The organism is Micromonospora sp. NPDC004540, assembly GCF_040610095.1.
Taxonomy (GTDB): domain Bacteria; phylum Actinomycetota; class Actinomycetes; order Mycobacteriales; family Micromonosporaceae; genus Micromonospora.
The window spans coordinates 21,752-38,358 of sequence record NZ_JBEXLR010000029.1 but is presented as its reverse complement, the minus strand read 5'-3'; the positions used below and the strand labels follow the sequence as shown (position 1 = coordinate 38,358).

Below are 16,607 nucleotides of genomic sequence, written 5' to 3'. Positions count from 1 at the left end.
TATGAAGGATTATTTTCGAAATATGTCCTTCGCATCTGGTCCGTCGCGCTGGTCCGACGTCTGGCTCGCCACCGCCGCCCGGGGCGTCTCCAGCTGTGGGGACTTCCTTGCCGCGAGTGCGCTCACCCTGGCGCTCCAGTCCGCCGGGGCGGGCGGGCTCGCCGTCTCCGGGCTGCTGCTCGCCGCCACGCTGCCGCTGGTCGCGCTCGCCCCGCTGACCGGCCGGCTCGCCGACCGGGTGGACAGCCGGGTCCTGCTGGTGAGCGCCGGGCTCGCCCAGGCCGCGATCTGCCTGGCGCTCGCGTACGCCGGGCACCCGGCCCTGGTCATCGCGCTGGTGGCGCTGCTCGCGGCCGGGCTCGCGGTCACCCAGCCGGTGCTCTCCGCGCTGGTGCCGGTCATGGTCCGGGCCGAGGACCTGCCCCGGGCGGGCGCGCTGAACCAGACCGCCGGCACGCTGGGCGCGCTCGCCGGGCCGGCGCTGGCCGGGCTGCTCGTCGGCCAGTTCGGCACCCGCGTGCCGCTGCTCGTCGACGCCGTCAGCTACCTCGCGCTGGTGGCGGCCGGGCTGCTCATCCGTACCCGACGGGGTGGCCGGCGGTCGACGGCGCCGGCCGCCGGCGCGGCGGCCCCGGCGCCCGCCTGGCGGTTGCGCCGGGACCCGCTGCTGGTGGTGATGGTGGGCAGCCTCGCCGCGGTGATCGCCGCGGTCGGCGCCATCAACGTCATCGAGGTCTTCTTCATCCGGGAGACGCTGCACAGCTCCACCACGGTGTACGGCCTGGTCACCGGCGCCTGGCCGCTGGGCATCGTGCTCGGCGGCTGGCTGTTCGCCCGGCTCGCCCGCCGGCTCACCGACGACGGCGCGCTGCTCGGCGCCGGGCTGGTCCTGCTCGGCGGCTGCTGCCTGGCGGTGCTCGCCTCGGCCGCGGTGCCGTCGGCCTGGCTGCTCGTGCCGATCTGGTTGGTCGGCGGGGTCGGCAACGGCGGCGACAACGTCTTCAACAACCTGCTGCTGGCCCGGCGGGTGCCCGAGTCGGCCCGGGGCCGGGCCTTCGCGGTCTTCGGGGCGGCGGCCCAGGGCGCCGGGATGGCCGGCTACCTGATCGGCGGGCTGCTGCTCGAGGTGGCCGCGCCCCGGCCGCTGGTCGCCGGCTGCGGGGTGGCCGGGGTGCTGGTGGTCGTCGCGGCGGCCTGGCCGGTGTGGCGGGCGGTGCGCGCCGAGCGCGCCGCCCGGCCGGCCGCCGGGATCGGGCGGGAGCGGCGTGCGGAGTTGGCCACTCCAACCCCCTCCCGCTGAGCCGGCCCGGTCCGGCGGCGATACCGTCGGGTCATGGCCGACCGCATCGCCCGCCCCCGGGTGGGACACATCCAGTTCCTCAACTGCCTGCCGATCTACTGGGGGCTGATGCGGTCCGGCGCGCTGATCGACGTCGACCTGCACAAGGACTCGCCGGACCGGCTGAGTGCCGCGCTGGTCGCCGGCGACCTGGACATCGGCCCCATCTCGCACGTGGAGTACCTGCGGCACGCCGACGACCTGCTGCTCCTGCCGGACCTGGCGGTCGGCAGCGACGGCCCGGTGCTCTCGGTCAACGTGGTCTCCACCCGGCCCCTCACCGAGCTGGACGGCGCCCGGGTGGCGCTCGGCTCCACGTCGCGTACCGGGGTGCTGCTGGCCCAGCTCCTGCTCGGCGAGCGCTACGGAGTGCGCCCCGACTACTTCCGCTGCCCGCCGGACCTCACCCAGATGCTGCTGGAGGCCGACGCCGGGGTGCTGATCGGCGACGTGGCGCTGCGCGCGCTCTACGAGGCGCCCCGCAAGGGCCTGGCGGTGACCGACCTCGGCCAGGCCTGGCGCGAGTGGACCGGGCTGCCCATGGTCTTCGCCGTCTGGGCGGTCCGCCGCGAGTTCGCCGCCGCCCACCCCGGCCTGGTCAAGGAGGTGCACGAGGCGTTCCTGCGCTCGCGCGATCTGTGCCTGGCCGAGCTGGACCAGGTGGCCGAGGCGGCGGCCCGCTGGGAGCCGTTCGACGCGGAAACCCTGGCGACCTACTTCCGCACGCTCGACTTCTCCCTCGGTGAGCGGCAGGTGGCCGGCCTGCGCGAGTTCGCCCGCCGCGCGGCCGCCATCGGCGAGGCCCCCGCCCTGCCCGAGGGCGGTCCCGAGTTCTTCCAGGGCTGAGGCCCACAACGGCGATGTGGCGGCGTCCCGGGGTCGGGACACCGCCACATCGGCGTGCTGGGGACGCGGATCAGGTCGCCGGGCGGAGCAGCGCCTCGGTGATCTTCTCGCAGTTCTTCATGCCGTAGTCGTAACCCATGTTGATGGGATAGCGGACCATCACGCCCATCGTCCAGGTGTCGCCGATCGCCAGGCAGTTGATGTGCATCTCCTGCTCCTTCTGCCGGTCGATCCAGCCGTTCTTGATGGCGATGGTCTTCTGCACCTTGGCCGGGAACGCCTTGCGGATGCCGAAGTCACCGACGCCGCGGACCAGCCGCATCTCGTTGAGCAGCCACTTGGTCCACTTCGGCCCGGCCGCCCGGCCGTCGTCGATGCAGAGGCCGAGCCGCGCGGTGTCCCGCGGGGACAGCGCGGTCCGGCTCCAGCCCCCGTCGGGCGCGACCTTGCTGTCGGTCAGACCGCACATCTTGATCAGCCGCTTGATCGACGCCGACCGGCCGACGCCGTTGTAGAACTGCTCGGCCCGGGTGTTGTCGCTGTCCCGGATGATCTGGGTGGCGTCGTCCAGCTTCGCGTCGCTCGGGGTCTGCCCGGCCTCGGCCGCGCGCCGGAGGTAGTCGGCGACGATCCAGGACTTGATCAGCGAGGCGGTGGTGCTGGTCTCGCCCATGTTCTTCGAGCCAATGATCGCGCCGGTCCGCTTGTCCAGCACACTCCAGGAGTACCAGCCCTTGATGTCCAGGTCGCTCAGGTCCTGGGCGGCGAACGGCAGCGGCTCCAACGACGGCGACGGCGACGGCTCGGGCCGGGCATTGCGATCGGTGGGAGTGTTCGAGGACCGCGCGCCCGCCGCGGGCGAATGCGAACCGGTTGTGGGGCGTAGGGGAGAGCCGGGCACGAACCTGAGCGAGACGAGCACCAGGCCGACCAGGATCACGGCGACCGCGCTGTACGTCAGCGGGCGGTGGTTGCTGCCCGGCCGGCGCCGGTTGCCCGCCATCAGAGCTTCCCGACCGGCTGCTGCGGCACCTTGAGGGCGGCGCCCGGCTGCGGGGTCACGAGCTGGGTGGCGACGCTGGCGCAGACCTTCGCGCCGTACGAGGGGGTCTTCGGGTCGCCGGCGCCGGGATAACGCATCATCACGGCCAGGGTCCAGTCGTCGGCGATCGCGAGGCAGTTGACGTGCCACTGGCCGTCGGCCCAGAGCATGGTGAAGCCGTTCTTGATGCTGACCGGCCCCTGCGACGTGATCGACTCGGGCAGGCCGTCGACGATGCCCCAGTGACCGCCCTGGACGGCGGTGGACTTCTGGTCCTTGACGCCGCCGCGCACGTGAGCCATCTCGTTCAACACCCACTTCGTCCACTTGGGTCCGGCGGCCGTGCCGTCGCCGATGCAGTCGCCCATGCGCACCGCGTCCTGCGGCGACATCTGGGTGTACGCCCACTTGGCCTTGGTGGGTTCAATCTTCGTGTCGGTCAGCTTGCACATCTTGATCAGTCGGAGCAGCACCGGCTTGCGCCCGCCGGCGTTGTAGAGCGCCTCGGCCGAGATGTCGTTGCTGTCCCGGATGGCGGTGGTCGCCTGCTTCTTCCGCGCCGCGCTGGGCTCCTTGCCGTCGAGTTCGCGCAGGTAGTCCGAGACGATCCACGCCTTGATCATCGACTCGGTCGAGTTGGTCGACGTCATGTTCGGGGCGCCGCTGATCTTCCCGGTCTTCCGGTCCATCAGCGCCCAGGAGAAGAACTTGCCCTTGAAGTTCACCGAGACCGGGCCGGCGGCCAGCGTCGGCTCCGGGGGCGCGGTCGGCGCGGGCGTGGGCACCTGGGGCACGCCGCCGCCGATGCCGCCGAGACCGCCGATGCCGTCGCCGCCGGAGAGCTTGGCGTACGCGGCCGGGACCAGCATGCCGCCGCCGAGAAGGACCGCCACGATGGCGAGCACCATGGTCACGCGAGGTCGCATGAGTGGGTGAACTCCAGATTGTCTGGCCGGGGGGACCGGCGCTTTCCGAATGTGTTTCGGCCTGATCGCCGGGGCCGGGGGAGATGGCCTGGAGCCGGTGGCGATCGTCAGCAGCCGATCGGTGTGCCGGGCGAAGTCTACTTCCGGACAGGCCGGATGCCAGATCCCGACGCCCGGCAACTCGCCGTGAAGGCGGGATATTGGCCCGCTATGCCGCCCTTGTGAGGATTCATCTTTGCGGGGTGGTCGACGTCACAAGGTTCCCGCAGCTCGGACGTCTCACTGGAAGCGGTCGTCCGGTGACAGAAGGTGGGTCCGGAAACCTGTTACACCCTCTGGTGTCATCGGGCGCGAGCTGTAACACTGGCCTCATGTATGGCAACGACTTCGCCCCGCCCGAGGACGGCCCGGGCGGCGGCCTGCTCGGCGAGGTGGAGGCGGCGGAGGCGGCGCTGCGCGAGGCGGCGGCGCGCGCCCGGCGCGGCGGACCGGCACCGGACGAGGACCTGGCGGCGTACTTCGCGGACGTGATCGACGCCGACCAGAAGATCGAGCCGCGGGACTGGATGCCGGAGGCGTACCGGAAGACGCTGATCCGGCAGATCGCCCAGCACGCGCACTCCGAGATCATCGGCATGCAGCCCGAGGGGAACTGGATCAGCCGGGCCCCGTCGCTCAAGCGCAAGGCGATCCTGCTGGCCAAGGTGCAGGACGAGGCCGGCCACGGCCTCTACCTCTACGCCGCCGCGGAGACGCTCGGCGTCAGCCGGGACGAGCTGGTCGAGCTGCTGATCGAGGGCCGGCAGAAGTACAGCTCGATCTTCAACTACCCGACGCTCACCTGGGCCGACGTGGGCGCGATCGGCTGGCTGGTGGACGGCGCGGCGATCGTCAACCAGGTGCCGCTGTGCCGCTGCTCCTACGGCCCCTACGCCCGGGCCATGATCCGGGTCTGCAAGGAGGAGTCGTTCCACCAGCGCCAGGGCTACGAGATCCTGCACACGCTGGCCCACGGCACCCCGGAGCAGAAGGCGATGGCCCAGGACGCCGTGGACCGCTGGTGGTACCCCTCACTGGCCATGTTCGGCCCGCCGGACGGAGACTCGACGCACAGCGCCCAGTCGATGGCCTGGAAGATCAAGCGCTTCTCCAACGACGAGCTGCGCCAGCGCTTCGTCGACATGTGCGTGCAGCAGGCGGAGATCCTCGGTCTGACCATCCCCGACCCGGACCTGCGCTGGAACGAGCAGCGGCAGGCCTACGACTACACCCAGCCCGACTACGACGAGCTGATGCGGGTGATCAAGGGCGACGGCCCGTGCAACCGGCAGCGCATGGAGCACCGACGCCGGGCCCACTCGGACGGCGCCTGGGTACGGGAGGCCGCGGCGGCGTACGCGGCGAAGCAGCGGAACAAGGAGAAGGTGGCGGCGTGAGCACGGACCATTCGCCTCTCTGGGAGGTCTTCGTGCGGGCGCGGCGTGGGCTGTCGCACACCCACGTCGGGAGCCTGCACGCGCCCGACGCCGAGCTGGCCCTGCGCAACGCCCGGGACCTGTACACCCGGCGCCAGGAGGGCGTCTCGATCTGGGTGGTGCCCGCGAGCGCGATCACCGCGTCCAGCCCGGACGAGAAGGACGCCTTCTTCGACCCGGCGGCCGACAAGGTCTACCGCCACCCCACCTTCTACGAGGTGCCGGACGGGGTGGCGCACCTGTGAGCAGTTTGTTCGACTTCGCCCTCGCCCTCGGCGACGACGCGTTGATCGCGGCGCAGCGGCTCGGCGAGTGGACCTCCCGCGCACCGGAGATGGAGGAGGACATCGCGCTGGCCAACATCGCCCTCGACCAGCTCGGCGCGGCCCGCCTGCTGCTCACGTACGCGGGCGAACTCGAGGGCGCCGGCCGGGACGAGGACGCGCTGGCCTACCTGCGCGGCGACCGGGAGTTCCGCAACTGCCTCCTGGTCGAGCTGCCCAACGGCGACTTCGCCGTGACCATGGCGAAGCTGTTCCTCCTGGCCGCCTACCAGCTCCCGCTCTACACGGCGCTGAGCGGGTGTGCCGACGAGCGGCTGGCCGCGATCGGGGCGAAGGCGCGCAAGGAGTCCGCGTACCACCTGGACCACGCCTCGCTCTGGGTGAAGCGGCTCGGCGACGGCACGGACGAGTCGCACCGGCGCATGCAGGACGCGGTCGACCAGGTGTGGCCGTACACCCACGAGCTGTTCACCGCGGACCCGGCGGCGCCGGTCGACCCGGCCACCCTGCGGGCCGACTTCGACGCCGTCGTGTCGGCGGTGCTCGACGCGGCGACGCTGACCCGGCCGGCCGACGGCTGGGCTCCGGGCGGCGGTCGGGCCGGCGTCCACACCGAACACCTCTCCTACCTGCTGGCCGAGATGCAGGTGCTGCACCGCGCCCACCCCGGAGCCAGCTGGTGAGTGACCCCAGGGCGGCCGTGGCGGCGGTGGTGGACCCGGAGATCCGGGTCGTCACCATCGACGAGCTGGGCATCCTGCGGTCGGTGGACGAGGACGCGGCCACCGGCCGGGTCGTCGTCACCATCACCCCCACCTACACCGGCTGCCCGGCCATGGACGTGATCCGGGCGGACATCCGCCGCGCGCTCACCGCCGCCGGCCACCCGGACGCCGAGGTCCGCACGGTGTACGCCCCGGCCTGGAGCACCGACTGGATCTCGGAGCGCGGCCGGGCCAAGCTGGCCGCCGCCGGCATCGCCCCACCCGCGCCGGTCGCGCGGGGCGGCGTCGTCCCGCTGACCCTGGCCGTCCGCTGCCCGCGCTGCGGCTCGCCGGAGACCGAGCAGGTCAGCCGGTTCGGCTCCACCGCGTGCAAGGCCCTCTGGCGCTGCCGCTCCTGCTCCGAACCCTTCGACCACCTGAAGGCGCTGTGACTGTCACGATCACCCGACCGGTCCGTCGCCGGCCGGTCTTCCACCCGCTGCACGTCGCCGCCGTCGACCGGCTCACCGACGATTCCGTGGCGATCACCTTCGCCGTGCCCGAGGAGCTGCGGGAGACGTTCGCGTTCTCCGCCGGACAGCACCTGACGGTCCGGCGGGTCGGTGCGGACGGGGCGGACGTGCGGCGGTCGTACTCGATCTGCTCCACCCCGGACCAGCTGGCCCGGCACGGCCGGCTGCGGATCGGGGTGCGCGAGGTTCCCGGCGGCGCCTTCTCCGCGTTCGCCTGCGGCGCCCTGCGCGGCGGCGACATCGTCGAGGTGCTGCCCCCGCTCGGCCACTTCACCTCCGCGTTCGCCCCGGACCGGGTCCGCCACTATGGCGCGGTGGTCGCCGGCTCCGGCATCACCCCGGTGCTCTCGCTGATCGCGACCGCGCTCTCCGTCGAGCCGGCCAGCACCTTCACCCTGGTGTACGGCAACCGCACGGCGAACACCGTGATGTTCGCCGAGGAGCTGGCCGACCTGAAGGACCGGTGGCCGACCCGGCTGCACCTGGTGCACGTGCTCTCCCGGGAGATGGGCGAGTCGGCGCTGCTCTCCGGGCGGATCGACGCCGACCGCCTGGCCCGGCTGCTCGAGACGGTCGTCCCCGGCGAGGCGATCGAGGAGTGGTTCCTCTGCGGCCCGTACGGGATGGTGGTCGACGCCAAGGCGGTGTTCGCCGACCGGGGCGTGCCCGAGTCGGCGGTGCACGCTGAGCTGTTCCACGTCGACGCGCCGCCGGAGCCGATCCGCCGCCCGACCGACCAGCCCGGCGCCGGGGCCGAGGTGACGATCGTGCTGGACGGGCGCTCGTCGAGCTTCACCATGGGCCGCGACGAGCGGGTGCTGGACGCCGCGCTCAAGGTCCGCGGCGAACTGCCGTACGCCTGCAAGGGCGGGGTCTGCTCGACCTGCAAGGCCAAGGTGGTCGCCGGTGAGGTGACCATGGCCCGCAACTACGCCCTGGAGCCGGACGAGGTGGCCGCCGGCTACGTCCTCACCTGCCAGTCCAGCCCGGTCACCGACAAGCTCACGGTCGACTACGACGCCTGACGGCACACCGCGCGCCGGTCCCGTCCCGAGCGGAGGACCGGCGCGCGGCGGGCCGTGGGGACGGTCAGCGATTCGGGCCGAGGCAGAGCAGGAGCTTCTGCGACTCCCGCTCCTCGGTGTAGGCCGCGACCGCACCGGAGAACCGCTCGCACTGGGCGTCGTCCGTGGTGTCCTCGACCTTGCCGACGATGACGTAGGTCGCCGCCTGGTCACCGCAGTCGACGACACTGACGGACGGGTCCGTGTCCGTGCCGGTGGCGCTGACGCAGGCGCCGACGTCGGCGTACGACGGGTCACTGGAGATCGACCAGCCGACGGCGAAGGCGATCGCCACGGGAATGGCGAGACCGAAGGCCGCCGCCCGCCGGAACACCGGCTTGCCCGGCGTCGCGGGCGTGCCCGGAGCGCCCGGCACCGGCTCGCCGAGGCGGCCGAGCCGTACCCGGGTGATGAGGTTCCCGATGAGGACCGCCGGGGTGATGATCATGGACAGGAAGCCCCACCAGCCCTGCCAGAGCGTCTTCGCGCTCAGGTCCCGGCAGACGGCGATGCCGCACGACCGGCAGAACGGGCCGTGCTGGGTGAGCAGGCGCATGAAGATGAGGAAGCCCTGGTGCCCGTGGAGCGTGGCCTTGATCGCGGGGACCGAGCCGCAGCAGCGACAGGTGAGGGCGGTGCCGGGCCAGGTCGCCGGCTGCGGCGCGGGCGGGACCTGAGGCGGGTGTGCGTAGGGTGCGGTCACGACTATTCCTTGATCGATGTCTGCGAGCACCGCACGATAAGCCAAGATCAGCAAATTCGTTGTCCCGCTGGCGCGATCCGTAGAACAAGTCGTTCTACACTCGGAGCATGGAGCAGATCGCGGTCCGGGAACTGAACCAGCACACGAGCCGGGTGCTGGCCCGGGTGCGTGCGGGCGAGACGGTCGAGGTGACCGATCGCGGAGAGCCGATCGCCCGTCTCGTCCCGGTGCTGGCCGGCGACGCGCTCCTCGGCCGCCTGGTTGCCGAGGGGCGGGCGACGGCGCCGACTGCCGCCGGGCCGATTCCGATGCCACCGGTGCTCGGGGATCCCACGGTGGACGTCGCGGCCGTCCTGGCGGACGCGCGGGACGAGGAGCGCTGGTGATCTATCTCGAGTCGGCGGCCGTCATCAAGATGCTCCGGCGCGAGGAGGAGACGCCGGATCTGATCGCCTGGCTCAATGACCACGCAGGAGCGCCGCTGGTCTCGTCGGCCCTGGTCGAGGTCGAAGTGCCGCGAGCCTTGCGTCGTGCCGCGCCGCAGGCGCTGGTCGGCGTCCCGTCGGTGCTGGGGCGGCTCTACCGGGTTGAGATCGACGCGGCGGTCCGGGCGGCGGCCGGTGCGTATGGGGAACGCCTGCTGCGCAGCCTGGACGCCATCCACCTCGCCACGGCGGAGACCCTGGCCCGGCAGGCCGGCGCCGACTTCGTCGCGTTCGTCACCTACGACCGGCGACTGTTGGACGCCGCGAAGGCGGTCGGCCTCGCCGTCGCCAGCCCGGGGATGAACTGAGCCGGCCGCAGGCGTCACATCGGCGAACACCCCCGGCGGGCTCGGCGCTCCACCGGCGTACCCTCGGGGACGTGACGGTGAGCCGGGAGATCGACGACATCCTGCAGCGCGGCGCGGACGGCGGGCGGATCACGCCCGAGGAGGCCCTGCTGCTCTACACCGATGCGCCCTTCCACGGGCTGGGCGAGGCGGCGGACGCGGTGCGCCGGCGGCGCTACCCGGACAACATCGTCACCTACCTGATCGACCGCAACATCAACTACACGAACGTCTGCGTGACGGCGTGCAAGTTCTGCGCGTTCTACCGGGCCCCCAAGCACAAGGAGGGCTGGACCCACCCGACCGAGGAGATCCTGCGCCGCTGCGGCGAGGCGGTCGAGCTGGGCGCCACCCAGGTCATGCTCCAGGGCGGCCACCACCCGGACTACGGCGTGGAGTACTACGAGGAGCTGTTCGCCGCGGTCAAGACGGCGTACCCGCAGCTCGCCATCCACTCGATCGGCCCGAGCGAGATCCTGCACATGGCCAAGGTCTCCGGGGTGAGCCTGGACGAGGCGATCGCCCGGATCAAGGCCGCCGGTCTGGACTCGATCGCCGGCGCCGGCGCCGAGATGCTGCCGGACCGGCCGCGCAAGGCGATCGCGCCGCTCAAGGAGTCGGGCGCGCGCTGGCTGGAGGTCATGGAGCTGGCGCACCGGCAGGGGCTCGAGTCGACCGCGACCATGATGATGGGGACCGGCGAGACCCACGCCGAGCGGATCGAGCACCTGCGGATGATCCGCGACGTGCAGGACCGCACCGGCGGCTTCCGCGCGTTCATCCCGTGGACGTACCAGCCGGAGAACAACCACCTGAAGGGTCGCACCCAGGCGACCACCCTGGAGTACCTGCGGCTGATCGCGGTGGCCCGGCTCTTCTTCGAGACGGTGCCGCACCTGCAGGCGTCCTGGTTGACCACCGGTAAGGACGCCGGTCAGCTCGCCCTGCACATGGGTGTGGACGACCTCGGCTCGATCATGCTGGAGGAGAACGTCATCTCCTCGGCCGGCGCCCGGCACCGCTCGAACCTGCACGAGCTGATCGGCATGATCCGCACCGCGGACCGGATCCCCGCCCAGCGGGACACGCTCTACAACCGGCTCGCGGTGCACTGGACCCCCGCCGACGACCCGAGCGACGACCGGGTGGTCTCGCACTTCTCCTCGATCGCCCTGCCGGGCGGCGGGGTCGGTAGGTCCCTGCCGCTCGTCGACGTCAACTGAGCCAGGCCGGCCGGCCGGGCCGCCGCCCGACTGGCTGATCGGCCATTTCCACATCGGGTCAAGGTGCCCATCGCCCGTCATCGGGCCGGTGCGGGATCCGGAAAAGGCATCGATGGGCCTACTCTCCGTTGGTACGCCTGCTCAGCAGTCGACGGGGAGACCGCCATGAAGATGTGCAAAGTAGTCCTGCCCGGAGCCGCCGCCGCCGCGCTGCTCGCGACCGCCGCGTTGCTCGGTCCCGCCGCGCCGGCCCACGCCGCCGGCGTCAAGGCCGACCTCGAACTCGAAGATTTTCCCGGCGCCCGGATGTCGACCGAGGTGCCGGACAAGACCGTGTACGCGCACATCCGGAACAACGGGCCCGGCACCCCCCGCTCGCTGACCGTCACGCTCGACACCCGGCACACCCCGGGTGCGCGCCTGGCCCTCATCACGACGGCGTTCGAGGGCTGCGTACCCGACTCCGGAGTCACCACCTGCCAGGTGCCACCTGACCGCATCCCGGGGCCGGGGGAGACCCTCGACTTCCCCATCGACCTGCTGCTCATGGACCTGAACCCGGATCCACCCGTCTTCACGCTCGAGGCGACGCTCCGCATCGCGTCGCCGGACGACACGACCCCGAACAACAATCAGCAACAGGTCGGCTGCGAATTCGCCCCGGTCCACGGCCCGGACCTCGGCGTCCTGGCGCCGGACGTCAAGCGGCAGCTCGACGCCGCGACGGACCCGGACGACGCGGAGGCGCGTCCGCTGCTGGTGCCCGGCGCCGAGACATTGGTGGTCGCCACCCTGGTGAACCAGGGCCAGGGCGTGGCCGAGGGCATCCGGTTCCAGGTAGCCCTCCCCGAGGGCGTCACGTTCACCGACGAACTGCCCGACTGCGCCTACTCCGACGACCGCCGGAACGCCGACTGCGAATCCAACCTGCTGGTCGGACCCTGGGAGCGGGCGCGCGCGAGTTTCCCGGTGCGGGTCGCCGCGGACGTCCGGGCACCGGCCAGCCTCGTCGGCGGCTCCGTGGTGGTGACACCGCTGGTGCGGACGGCGGCCACCACGGAGCGCACCACCGCTGACAAGTCGACGGGCACGTCGTTCCTGCGCAAGCTCGCTGGCACCGAGCCGCAGGAGGACGTGGACGCGGCCGACAACCGCGACGAGTTCGCCGTGATCGTGTCCGCCGTGCGGAAGCCGACCCCCGGAGCTCCGGGGAACGGCGGCCCGGGCAACGGCGGTTCGGGCAACGGCGGCAACGGCTCCGGTGGCGGCTCCGGCGGTGGGGCGGGCTCGAACGACGGCGGCCTGCCGGTCACCGGCGCGCCGGTAGCTCTGCTCGGTGGCGTGGGCGTCGCCGCGTTCGTCCTGGGTGGGCTGATGCTGCTGTCCGCCCGCGGCCGTCGCGGGGCCGGTTCCCCCACCCGTTCCCGCTGAAGCTGCGGCGCGGGTCCTGGCGAGGATGACCGTGGGCCGCTGACGTGCCTGCTCGGCACCGTCGAGCGGGTCGCCGACCTGCGAGATAACAGGACGGCGGCGACCAGCGCGACGTTGACCCGCGCGACGACGCCGGCGGTTACGCTGTCGTCGTCCGCCTGACGGTCGTCCTCCATCGGCCCGCGAGGGTCGTTCACATAAACGCACGGCAGCAGGGGCGGGATGGGCCACCATCCCGCCCCTGCTGTCTGCGTTCCCTTGAGGACAGCGGATCCATCGACGATCTGGCGCCGCCCGACGTCGCTCCGGTAGCGTCCGTTCGTTCCGCAACCATCGGCACGTCCCTTACCCCGGGGGATCCATGACCTTCACCTACCGCTCACCGCTGGCGCGCGTCGGCGCCGTGGCCCTGCTCGCGGTCGGCGCACTGACCGCCGTCGGCACGCCGGCCCAGGCGGCCGACCTGCCCGACCTCGTGCTCGCCCCGATCAGCACCAACCTGGCCAAGGGTGTCGAGGCCGCCCAGGCCAAGCCGTTCAAGTTCACCGTGACCAACGTCGGCACGGCCGAGGCCAAGGACGTCAGCGTCCGGGTCAAGGTCGACGACCTCAAGCTGAACCGCGTGGGCTACCTGGTGCCGGAGGGTTGCCGGGTCGTCTCCAGCCAGTTCTACGACTGCCTTCTGGGCGACCTGCCCGCCGGCACCAGCGAGGACTTCGGCATCCCGCTGTTCAGCACCGGAGGCAAGGGCAACGGCGGCGTGCTGACCGTCGGCGTGAGCACCCGCAGCCCCCAGCCGAACACGGCCGACGACATCGTCGAGGTGCCGGTCCAGGTCACCGCGCCCGGCTACGACCTCACCGCCTGGGTGCAGGACATCCAGGACAACGTGGTGGTCGACGGCGCCGGGCAGGCCGAGCCCGACCTGAAGCCGGTCCGGCGTGGCGTGACGGTGCCGCTGGACTGGGCGGTCTACAACGACGGCAGCCGTCCGGCCACCGGCGTCTTCTATGGCCTCACCCTGCCGGCCGGAGTCGACTTCGTGGACCTGCCGGAGGGCTGCCTGCGGCAGGAGATCCTGGGCAAGGCCCAGGCGCTCTGCGAGGACGACGGTGCGGTGATCCAGCCGGGCCACTACTACACCGCGGCCGTCACGGTCCGGGTCGGCGCCGACGTCACCGAGCCGGTGCTGCACGAGGGCGACCTCTTCGCGTACGGGTTGGACGGTGCCGAGGGCGCGCCGGAGGGGACGCCCAGGGCCGCCGGCCCGGCGCAGCGGCGCACCTTCGCCGAGGTCGACGAGCTGGACAACCACACCGTCTTCGAGGCCTTCGTGGACCTGTCGGCCGAGCCCACCCCGGACCCGACCGGCACGCCGCAGCCCACCCCGACCGGCACGGGCGCGCCGAGCCCGACCGGCCAGCCGAGCGTGACCGCGAGCCCGGGCGGTGGCAGCGGCGGCGGGCTCCCGGTTACCGGTGTGCAGGTCGGGCTGATCGGCGGGGTCGGCGCGGCCATCCTGCTGGCCGGCGCGGCGCTGCTGGTGCTCTCCCGTCGCCGGAAGGTGGTGCTGGTCACTCCGACCGAGGAGCGGGCCGAGGACTGACCGACCTGGACAGCGCGGGGCGGGGTGGGTGACCACCCCGCCCTTTCGCGTACCCGGGAGGAGTCGGGCGGGGGTCGGCTGGCAGAGTGGAGGGGTGAGCCGTACCCCGCAGGGCCAGCGCGCCAGCCTGGACAAGCAGCCGCACGAGGTCGCCGCGATGTTCGACGGCGTGGCCGCCCGCTACGACCTGACCAACACCGTGCTCTCCTTCGGGCAGGACCGGTTCTGGCGGCGGGCCACCCGGGAGGCGCTCGGGCTGCGCCCCGGCGAGCGGGTGCTGGACGTGGGTGCCGGCACCGGCGTCTCGACCGAGGAGTTGGCCCACTCCGGGGCGTACGCGGTGGGCGCCGACCTGTCGCTCGGCATGCTGCACGCCGGCAAGCGCATCCGCCCACGGGTGCCGTTGCTGGCCGGGGACGCGCTGCGGCTGCCCTTCGCCGACGCCAGCTTCGACGCGGTCACCATCTCCTTCGCGCTGCGCAACGTCAATGACACCGACGCGGCGTTGCGTGAGCTGGCCCGGGTCACCCGGCCGGGCGGCCGGCTGGTGGTCTGCGAGTTCAGCACCCCGGTCAACCCGGCGTTCCGCACGGTCTACCTGTCGTACCTGATGCGGTCCCTCCCGGCGGTGGCGCGCGCGGTGTCGAGCAACCCCGACGCCTACGTCTACCTGGCCGAGTCGATCCGGGCCTGGCCGGACCAGGCGGCGCTGGCCGCGCGGATCGGCGCGGCGGGCTGGGGCCGGGTGGCCTGGCGCAACCTGACCGGCGGGGTCGTGGCGCTGCACCGCGCGATCCGGGACTGACCCGCCGGTCGGGATCAACCGGCCATTTCGTGAATATCCGTTTTTGGTCTACTTTGTCCCGTAGGCTCGCCTCCATGACGGGACCAGACCAGACGGCCACCGACGATGACGCCGCGGAACTCATCGCGCAGCTCCGGGAGCTGGCCGGCGCGGATCCCGCCGACGTCCGTCAGGTGGTCGCCGAGGTGCTGGCCGCACTCGACCGCGCGGCCGGCGGTGCGCTGCGCGAGCACCTGCCCGAGGCCATCCGGCTCGACGCCGGCCTGGGACCCGCCACCCCCGCCCGCTCCTGACCCCCCCGGGGAGGGACTCCTGCCAGCCTGTTTCCGCGAGTTAGGCCCCCCTCAGCGCATACAGGTGTAACGCCGGTCATAGACTCCAACCCGATCGGCTTGTGAAGCATTTCACGAGCATGCGGGAGGAGGCGCGGATGGCCGCGGTGGAGAACGACGCCGACGTCATCGTCGTGGGCGCCGGTCCCGGAGGATCGGCGACGGCGTACCACCTGGCGCGGCACGGCGTACGCGTGCTGCTGCTGGAGAAGACCGAATTTCCCCGGGAGAAGGTCTGCGGCGACGGGCTGACGCCCCGGGCCGTGCGGCAGCTCATCCGGATGGGCGTGGACACCTCGCCCGAGGCCGGCTGGCTGCACAACAAGGGCCTCCGGGTGATCGGTGGCGGGGTACGCCTGGAACTGGACTGGCCCGACCTGGCCAGCTTCCCCAACTACGGCCTGGTCCGGACCCGGCTCGACTTCGACGACCTGCTCGCCCAGCGCGCCGTGGCCGCCGGGGCGAAGCTGCGGACCAGCGTCAACGTGCTGGGTCCGGTGCTCGACGCCGACGACCGGGTGATCGGCGTGCAGGCCGAGGTGGGCCCGGACAAGGAGCCGGCCTCCTTCCACGCGCCGCTGGTGGTCGCCGCGGACGGCGTCTCCGGCCGCTTCCCGCTCGCCCTCGGGCTGGCCAAGCGCGAGGACCGGCCGATCGGCGTGGCGGTCCGCCGCTACTACCGCTCGCCCGCCAAGCACGACGACGACTACCTGGAGTCGTGGCTGGAGCTGCGGGCCAAGGGCAGCGACGCGCTGCTGCCCGGCTACGGCTGGATCTTCGGGCTCGGCGACGGCCGGGTGAACGTCGGCCTGGGCGTGCTCAACTCCTCCTCGGCCTTCGGCAAGACGAACTACCGCAAGCTGCTCACCGACTGGCTGGCCAACACCCCCGAGGACTGGGGGATGACCGACGAGGCCAACGCGGAGGGGCCGATCCTCGGCGCCGCGCTGCCGATGGGCTTCAACCGGGTCCCGCACTACACCCGCGGGGTCCTGCTGGTCGGCGACTCCGGCGGCATGGTCAACCCGTTCAACGGCGAGGGCATCGCGTACGCGATGGAGTCCGGCGAGCTGGCCGCCGAGGTGGCGGTGCAGGCGCTCGCCCGGCCGGCCGGCGCGGAGCGGGAGCGGGCGCTGTTGGCGTACCCGCAGGAGCTGAAGGCCCGCTTCGGCGGCTACTACCGGCTCGGCGGGATCTTCGTGAAGCTGATCGGCCGGCCCGAGGTGATGCGGATGGCCACCAAGCACGGCATGCCGCACCCGATGCTCATGCGCTTCGTGCTCAAGCTGCTGGCCAACCTGACCGACCCCCGGGGCGGGGACGCCATGGACCGGGTCATCAACGCGATGACCAGGGTGGCTCCCGCCGTGTAGACCACCGGTCCCGGGCCCCGGGACCGACAAAGATCGACCCCCGCCGCCGAGGTCGTGAGGGACGTGAATAGTGTGATTTTCGCCAACGA

Annotated in this window: 18 protein-coding genes; 15 read left to right on the top strand and 3 right to left on the bottom strand. The window is 72.3% G+C overall.

The window, feature by feature from the left end; translation table 11 throughout:
• The first annotated feature begins 22 nt into the window (after positions 1–22).
• Together ABZV78_RS12965 and ABZV78_RS12960 are read left to right on the top strand one after the other, a co-directional pair.
• On the top strand, positions 23–1,300 hold the full coding sequence (locus ABZV78_RS12965; protein WP_355638118.1) for an MFS transporter: 1,278 nt from the start codon (positions 23–25) through the stop codon (positions 1,298–1,300).
• A gap of 33 nt (positions 1,301–1,333) precedes the next feature.
• The gene (locus tag ABZV78_RS12960) at positions 1,334–2,185 is read left to right on the top strand and encodes a menaquinone biosynthesis protein (RefSeq protein ID WP_355638116.1); all 852 of its coding nucleotides are present in this window, start codon (positions 1,334–1,336) and stop codon (positions 2,183–2,185) included.
• 70 nt (positions 2,186–2,255) lie between these two features.
• Here the strand turns inward: ABZV78_RS12960 and ABZV78_RS12955 are convergent, their stop codons facing one another.
• Both ABZV78_RS12955 and ABZV78_RS12950 read right to left on the bottom strand, forming a co-directional pair.
• The gene (locus ABZV78_RS12955) at positions 2,256–3,188 is read right to left on the bottom strand and encodes a hypothetical protein (RefSeq protein ID WP_355638114.1); all 933 of its coding nucleotides are present in this window, start codon (positions 3,186–3,188) and stop codon (positions 2,256–2,258) included.
• Positions 3,188–4,153 carry a hypothetical protein gene (locus ABZV78_RS12950; protein WP_355638112.1) on the bottom strand — a complete coding sequence of 322 codons (966 nt, stop codon included), beginning with the start codon at positions 4,151–4,153 and terminating at the stop codon, positions 3,188–3,190. The genes ABZV78_RS12955 and ABZV78_RS12950 overlap by 1 nt, the downstream gene beginning before the upstream one ends.
• A 371-nt stretch (positions 4,154–4,524) precedes the next feature.
• Here ABZV78_RS12950 and paaA point away from each other — a divergent pair, with 371 nt between their 5' ends.
• The 5 genes from paaA to paaE are packed head-to-tail and all read left to right on the top strand — an operon-like array spanning position 4,525 to position 8,174.
• Positions 4,525–5,589 (top strand): 1,2-phenylacetyl-CoA epoxidase subunit PaaA, encoded by a 1,065-nt coding sequence (paaA, locus tag ABZV78_RS12945; protein WP_355638110.1) that lies wholly within the window; start codon positions 4,525–4,527, stop codon positions 5,587–5,589.
• Entirely contained in the window at positions 5,586–5,873 is a 288-nt protein-coding gene (paaB, locus tag ABZV78_RS12940) for a 1,2-phenylacetyl-CoA epoxidase subunit PaaB (protein ID WP_091261268.1), read from the top strand. The genes paaA and paaB overlap by 4 nt, the downstream gene beginning before the upstream one ends.
• Positions 5,870–6,595, top strand: coding sequence for a 1,2-phenylacetyl-CoA epoxidase subunit PaaC (gene paaC, locus ABZV78_RS12935; RefSeq protein WP_355638108.1), 726 nt, complete (start codon positions 5,870–5,872; stop codon positions 6,593–6,595). The genes paaB and paaC overlap by 4 nt, the downstream gene beginning before the upstream one ends.
• On the top strand, positions 6,592–7,068 hold the full coding sequence (gene paaD, locus ABZV78_RS12930) for a 1,2-phenylacetyl-CoA epoxidase subunit PaaD (protein ID WP_355638106.1): 477 nt from the start codon (positions 6,592–6,594) through the stop codon (positions 7,066–7,068). The genes paaC and paaD overlap by 4 nt, the downstream gene beginning before the upstream one ends.
• A complete protein-coding gene (paaE, locus tag ABZV78_RS12925) occupies positions 7,065–8,174 on the top strand; it encodes a 1,2-phenylacetyl-CoA epoxidase subunit PaaE (RefSeq protein WP_355638104.1) in 1,110 nt (369 codons plus the stop codon). Before paaD ends, paaE begins: the two co-directional genes overlap by 4 nt.
• A 64-nt stretch (positions 8,175–8,238) precedes the next feature.
• Here paaE and ABZV78_RS12920 read toward each other — a convergent pair whose 3' ends face one another.
• Positions 8,239–8,916 carry a hypothetical protein gene (locus ABZV78_RS12920; RefSeq protein ID WP_355638102.1) on the bottom strand — a complete coding sequence of 226 codons (678 nt, stop codon included), beginning with the start codon at positions 8,914–8,916 and terminating at the stop codon, positions 8,239–8,241.
• A 107-nt stretch (positions 8,917–9,023) separates the two neighbouring features.
• On the opposite strand from ABZV78_RS12920, the gene ABZV78_RS12915 reads away from it, so the two are divergent.
• From ABZV78_RS12915 to ABZV78_RS12880, 8 genes are all read left to right on the top strand, one after another.
• On the top strand, positions 9,024–9,302 hold the full coding sequence (locus tag ABZV78_RS12915) for a type II toxin-antitoxin system prevent-host-death family antitoxin (RefSeq protein WP_355638100.1): 279 nt from the start codon (positions 9,024–9,026) through the stop codon (positions 9,300–9,302).
• Positions 9,299–9,709 carry a type II toxin-antitoxin system VapC family toxin gene (locus tag ABZV78_RS12910; RefSeq protein WP_355638098.1) on the top strand — a complete coding sequence of 137 codons (411 nt, stop codon included), beginning with the start codon at positions 9,299–9,301 and terminating at the stop codon, positions 9,707–9,709. The genes ABZV78_RS12915 and ABZV78_RS12910 overlap by 4 nt, the downstream gene beginning before the upstream one ends.
• 71 nt (positions 9,710–9,780) lie before the next feature.
• Complete coding sequence (gene mqnC, locus ABZV78_RS12905) at positions 9,781–10,971, top strand: cyclic dehypoxanthinyl futalosine synthase (protein ID WP_355638096.1); 1,191 nt, start codon at positions 9,781–9,783, stop codon at positions 10,969–10,971.
• Positions 10,972–11,136: 165 nt separating this feature from the next.
• Positions 11,137–12,402 carry a hypothetical protein gene (locus ABZV78_RS12900; protein ID WP_355638094.1) on the top strand — a complete coding sequence of 422 codons (1,266 nt, stop codon included), beginning with the start codon at positions 11,137–11,139 and terminating at the stop codon, positions 12,400–12,402.
• Between the two features lie 361 nt (positions 12,403–12,763).
• Positions 12,764–14,008: a cell wall anchor protein gene (locus tag ABZV78_RS12895; protein WP_355638092.1), complete on the top strand. Its 1,245-nt coding sequence runs from the start codon at positions 12,764–12,766 to the stop codon at positions 14,006–14,008.
• Positions 14,009–14,102: 94 nt separating this feature from the next.
• Complete coding sequence (locus ABZV78_RS12890) at positions 14,103–14,813, top strand: demethylmenaquinone methyltransferase (protein ID WP_355638090.1); 711 nt, start codon at positions 14,103–14,105, stop codon at positions 14,811–14,813.
• Positions 14,814–14,887: 74 nt separating this feature from the next.
• Positions 14,888–15,106: a hypothetical protein gene (locus ABZV78_RS12885; RefSeq protein ID WP_355638088.1), complete on the top strand. Its 219-nt coding sequence runs from the start codon at positions 14,888–14,890 to the stop codon at positions 15,104–15,106.
• A 137-nt stretch (positions 15,107–15,243) separates the two neighbouring features.
• Positions 15,244–16,518: a geranylgeranyl reductase family protein gene (locus tag ABZV78_RS12880; protein WP_355638151.1), complete on the top strand. Its 1,275-nt coding sequence runs from the start codon at positions 15,244–15,246 to the stop codon at positions 16,516–16,518.
• Positions 16,519–16,607 lie beyond the last annotated feature (89 nt).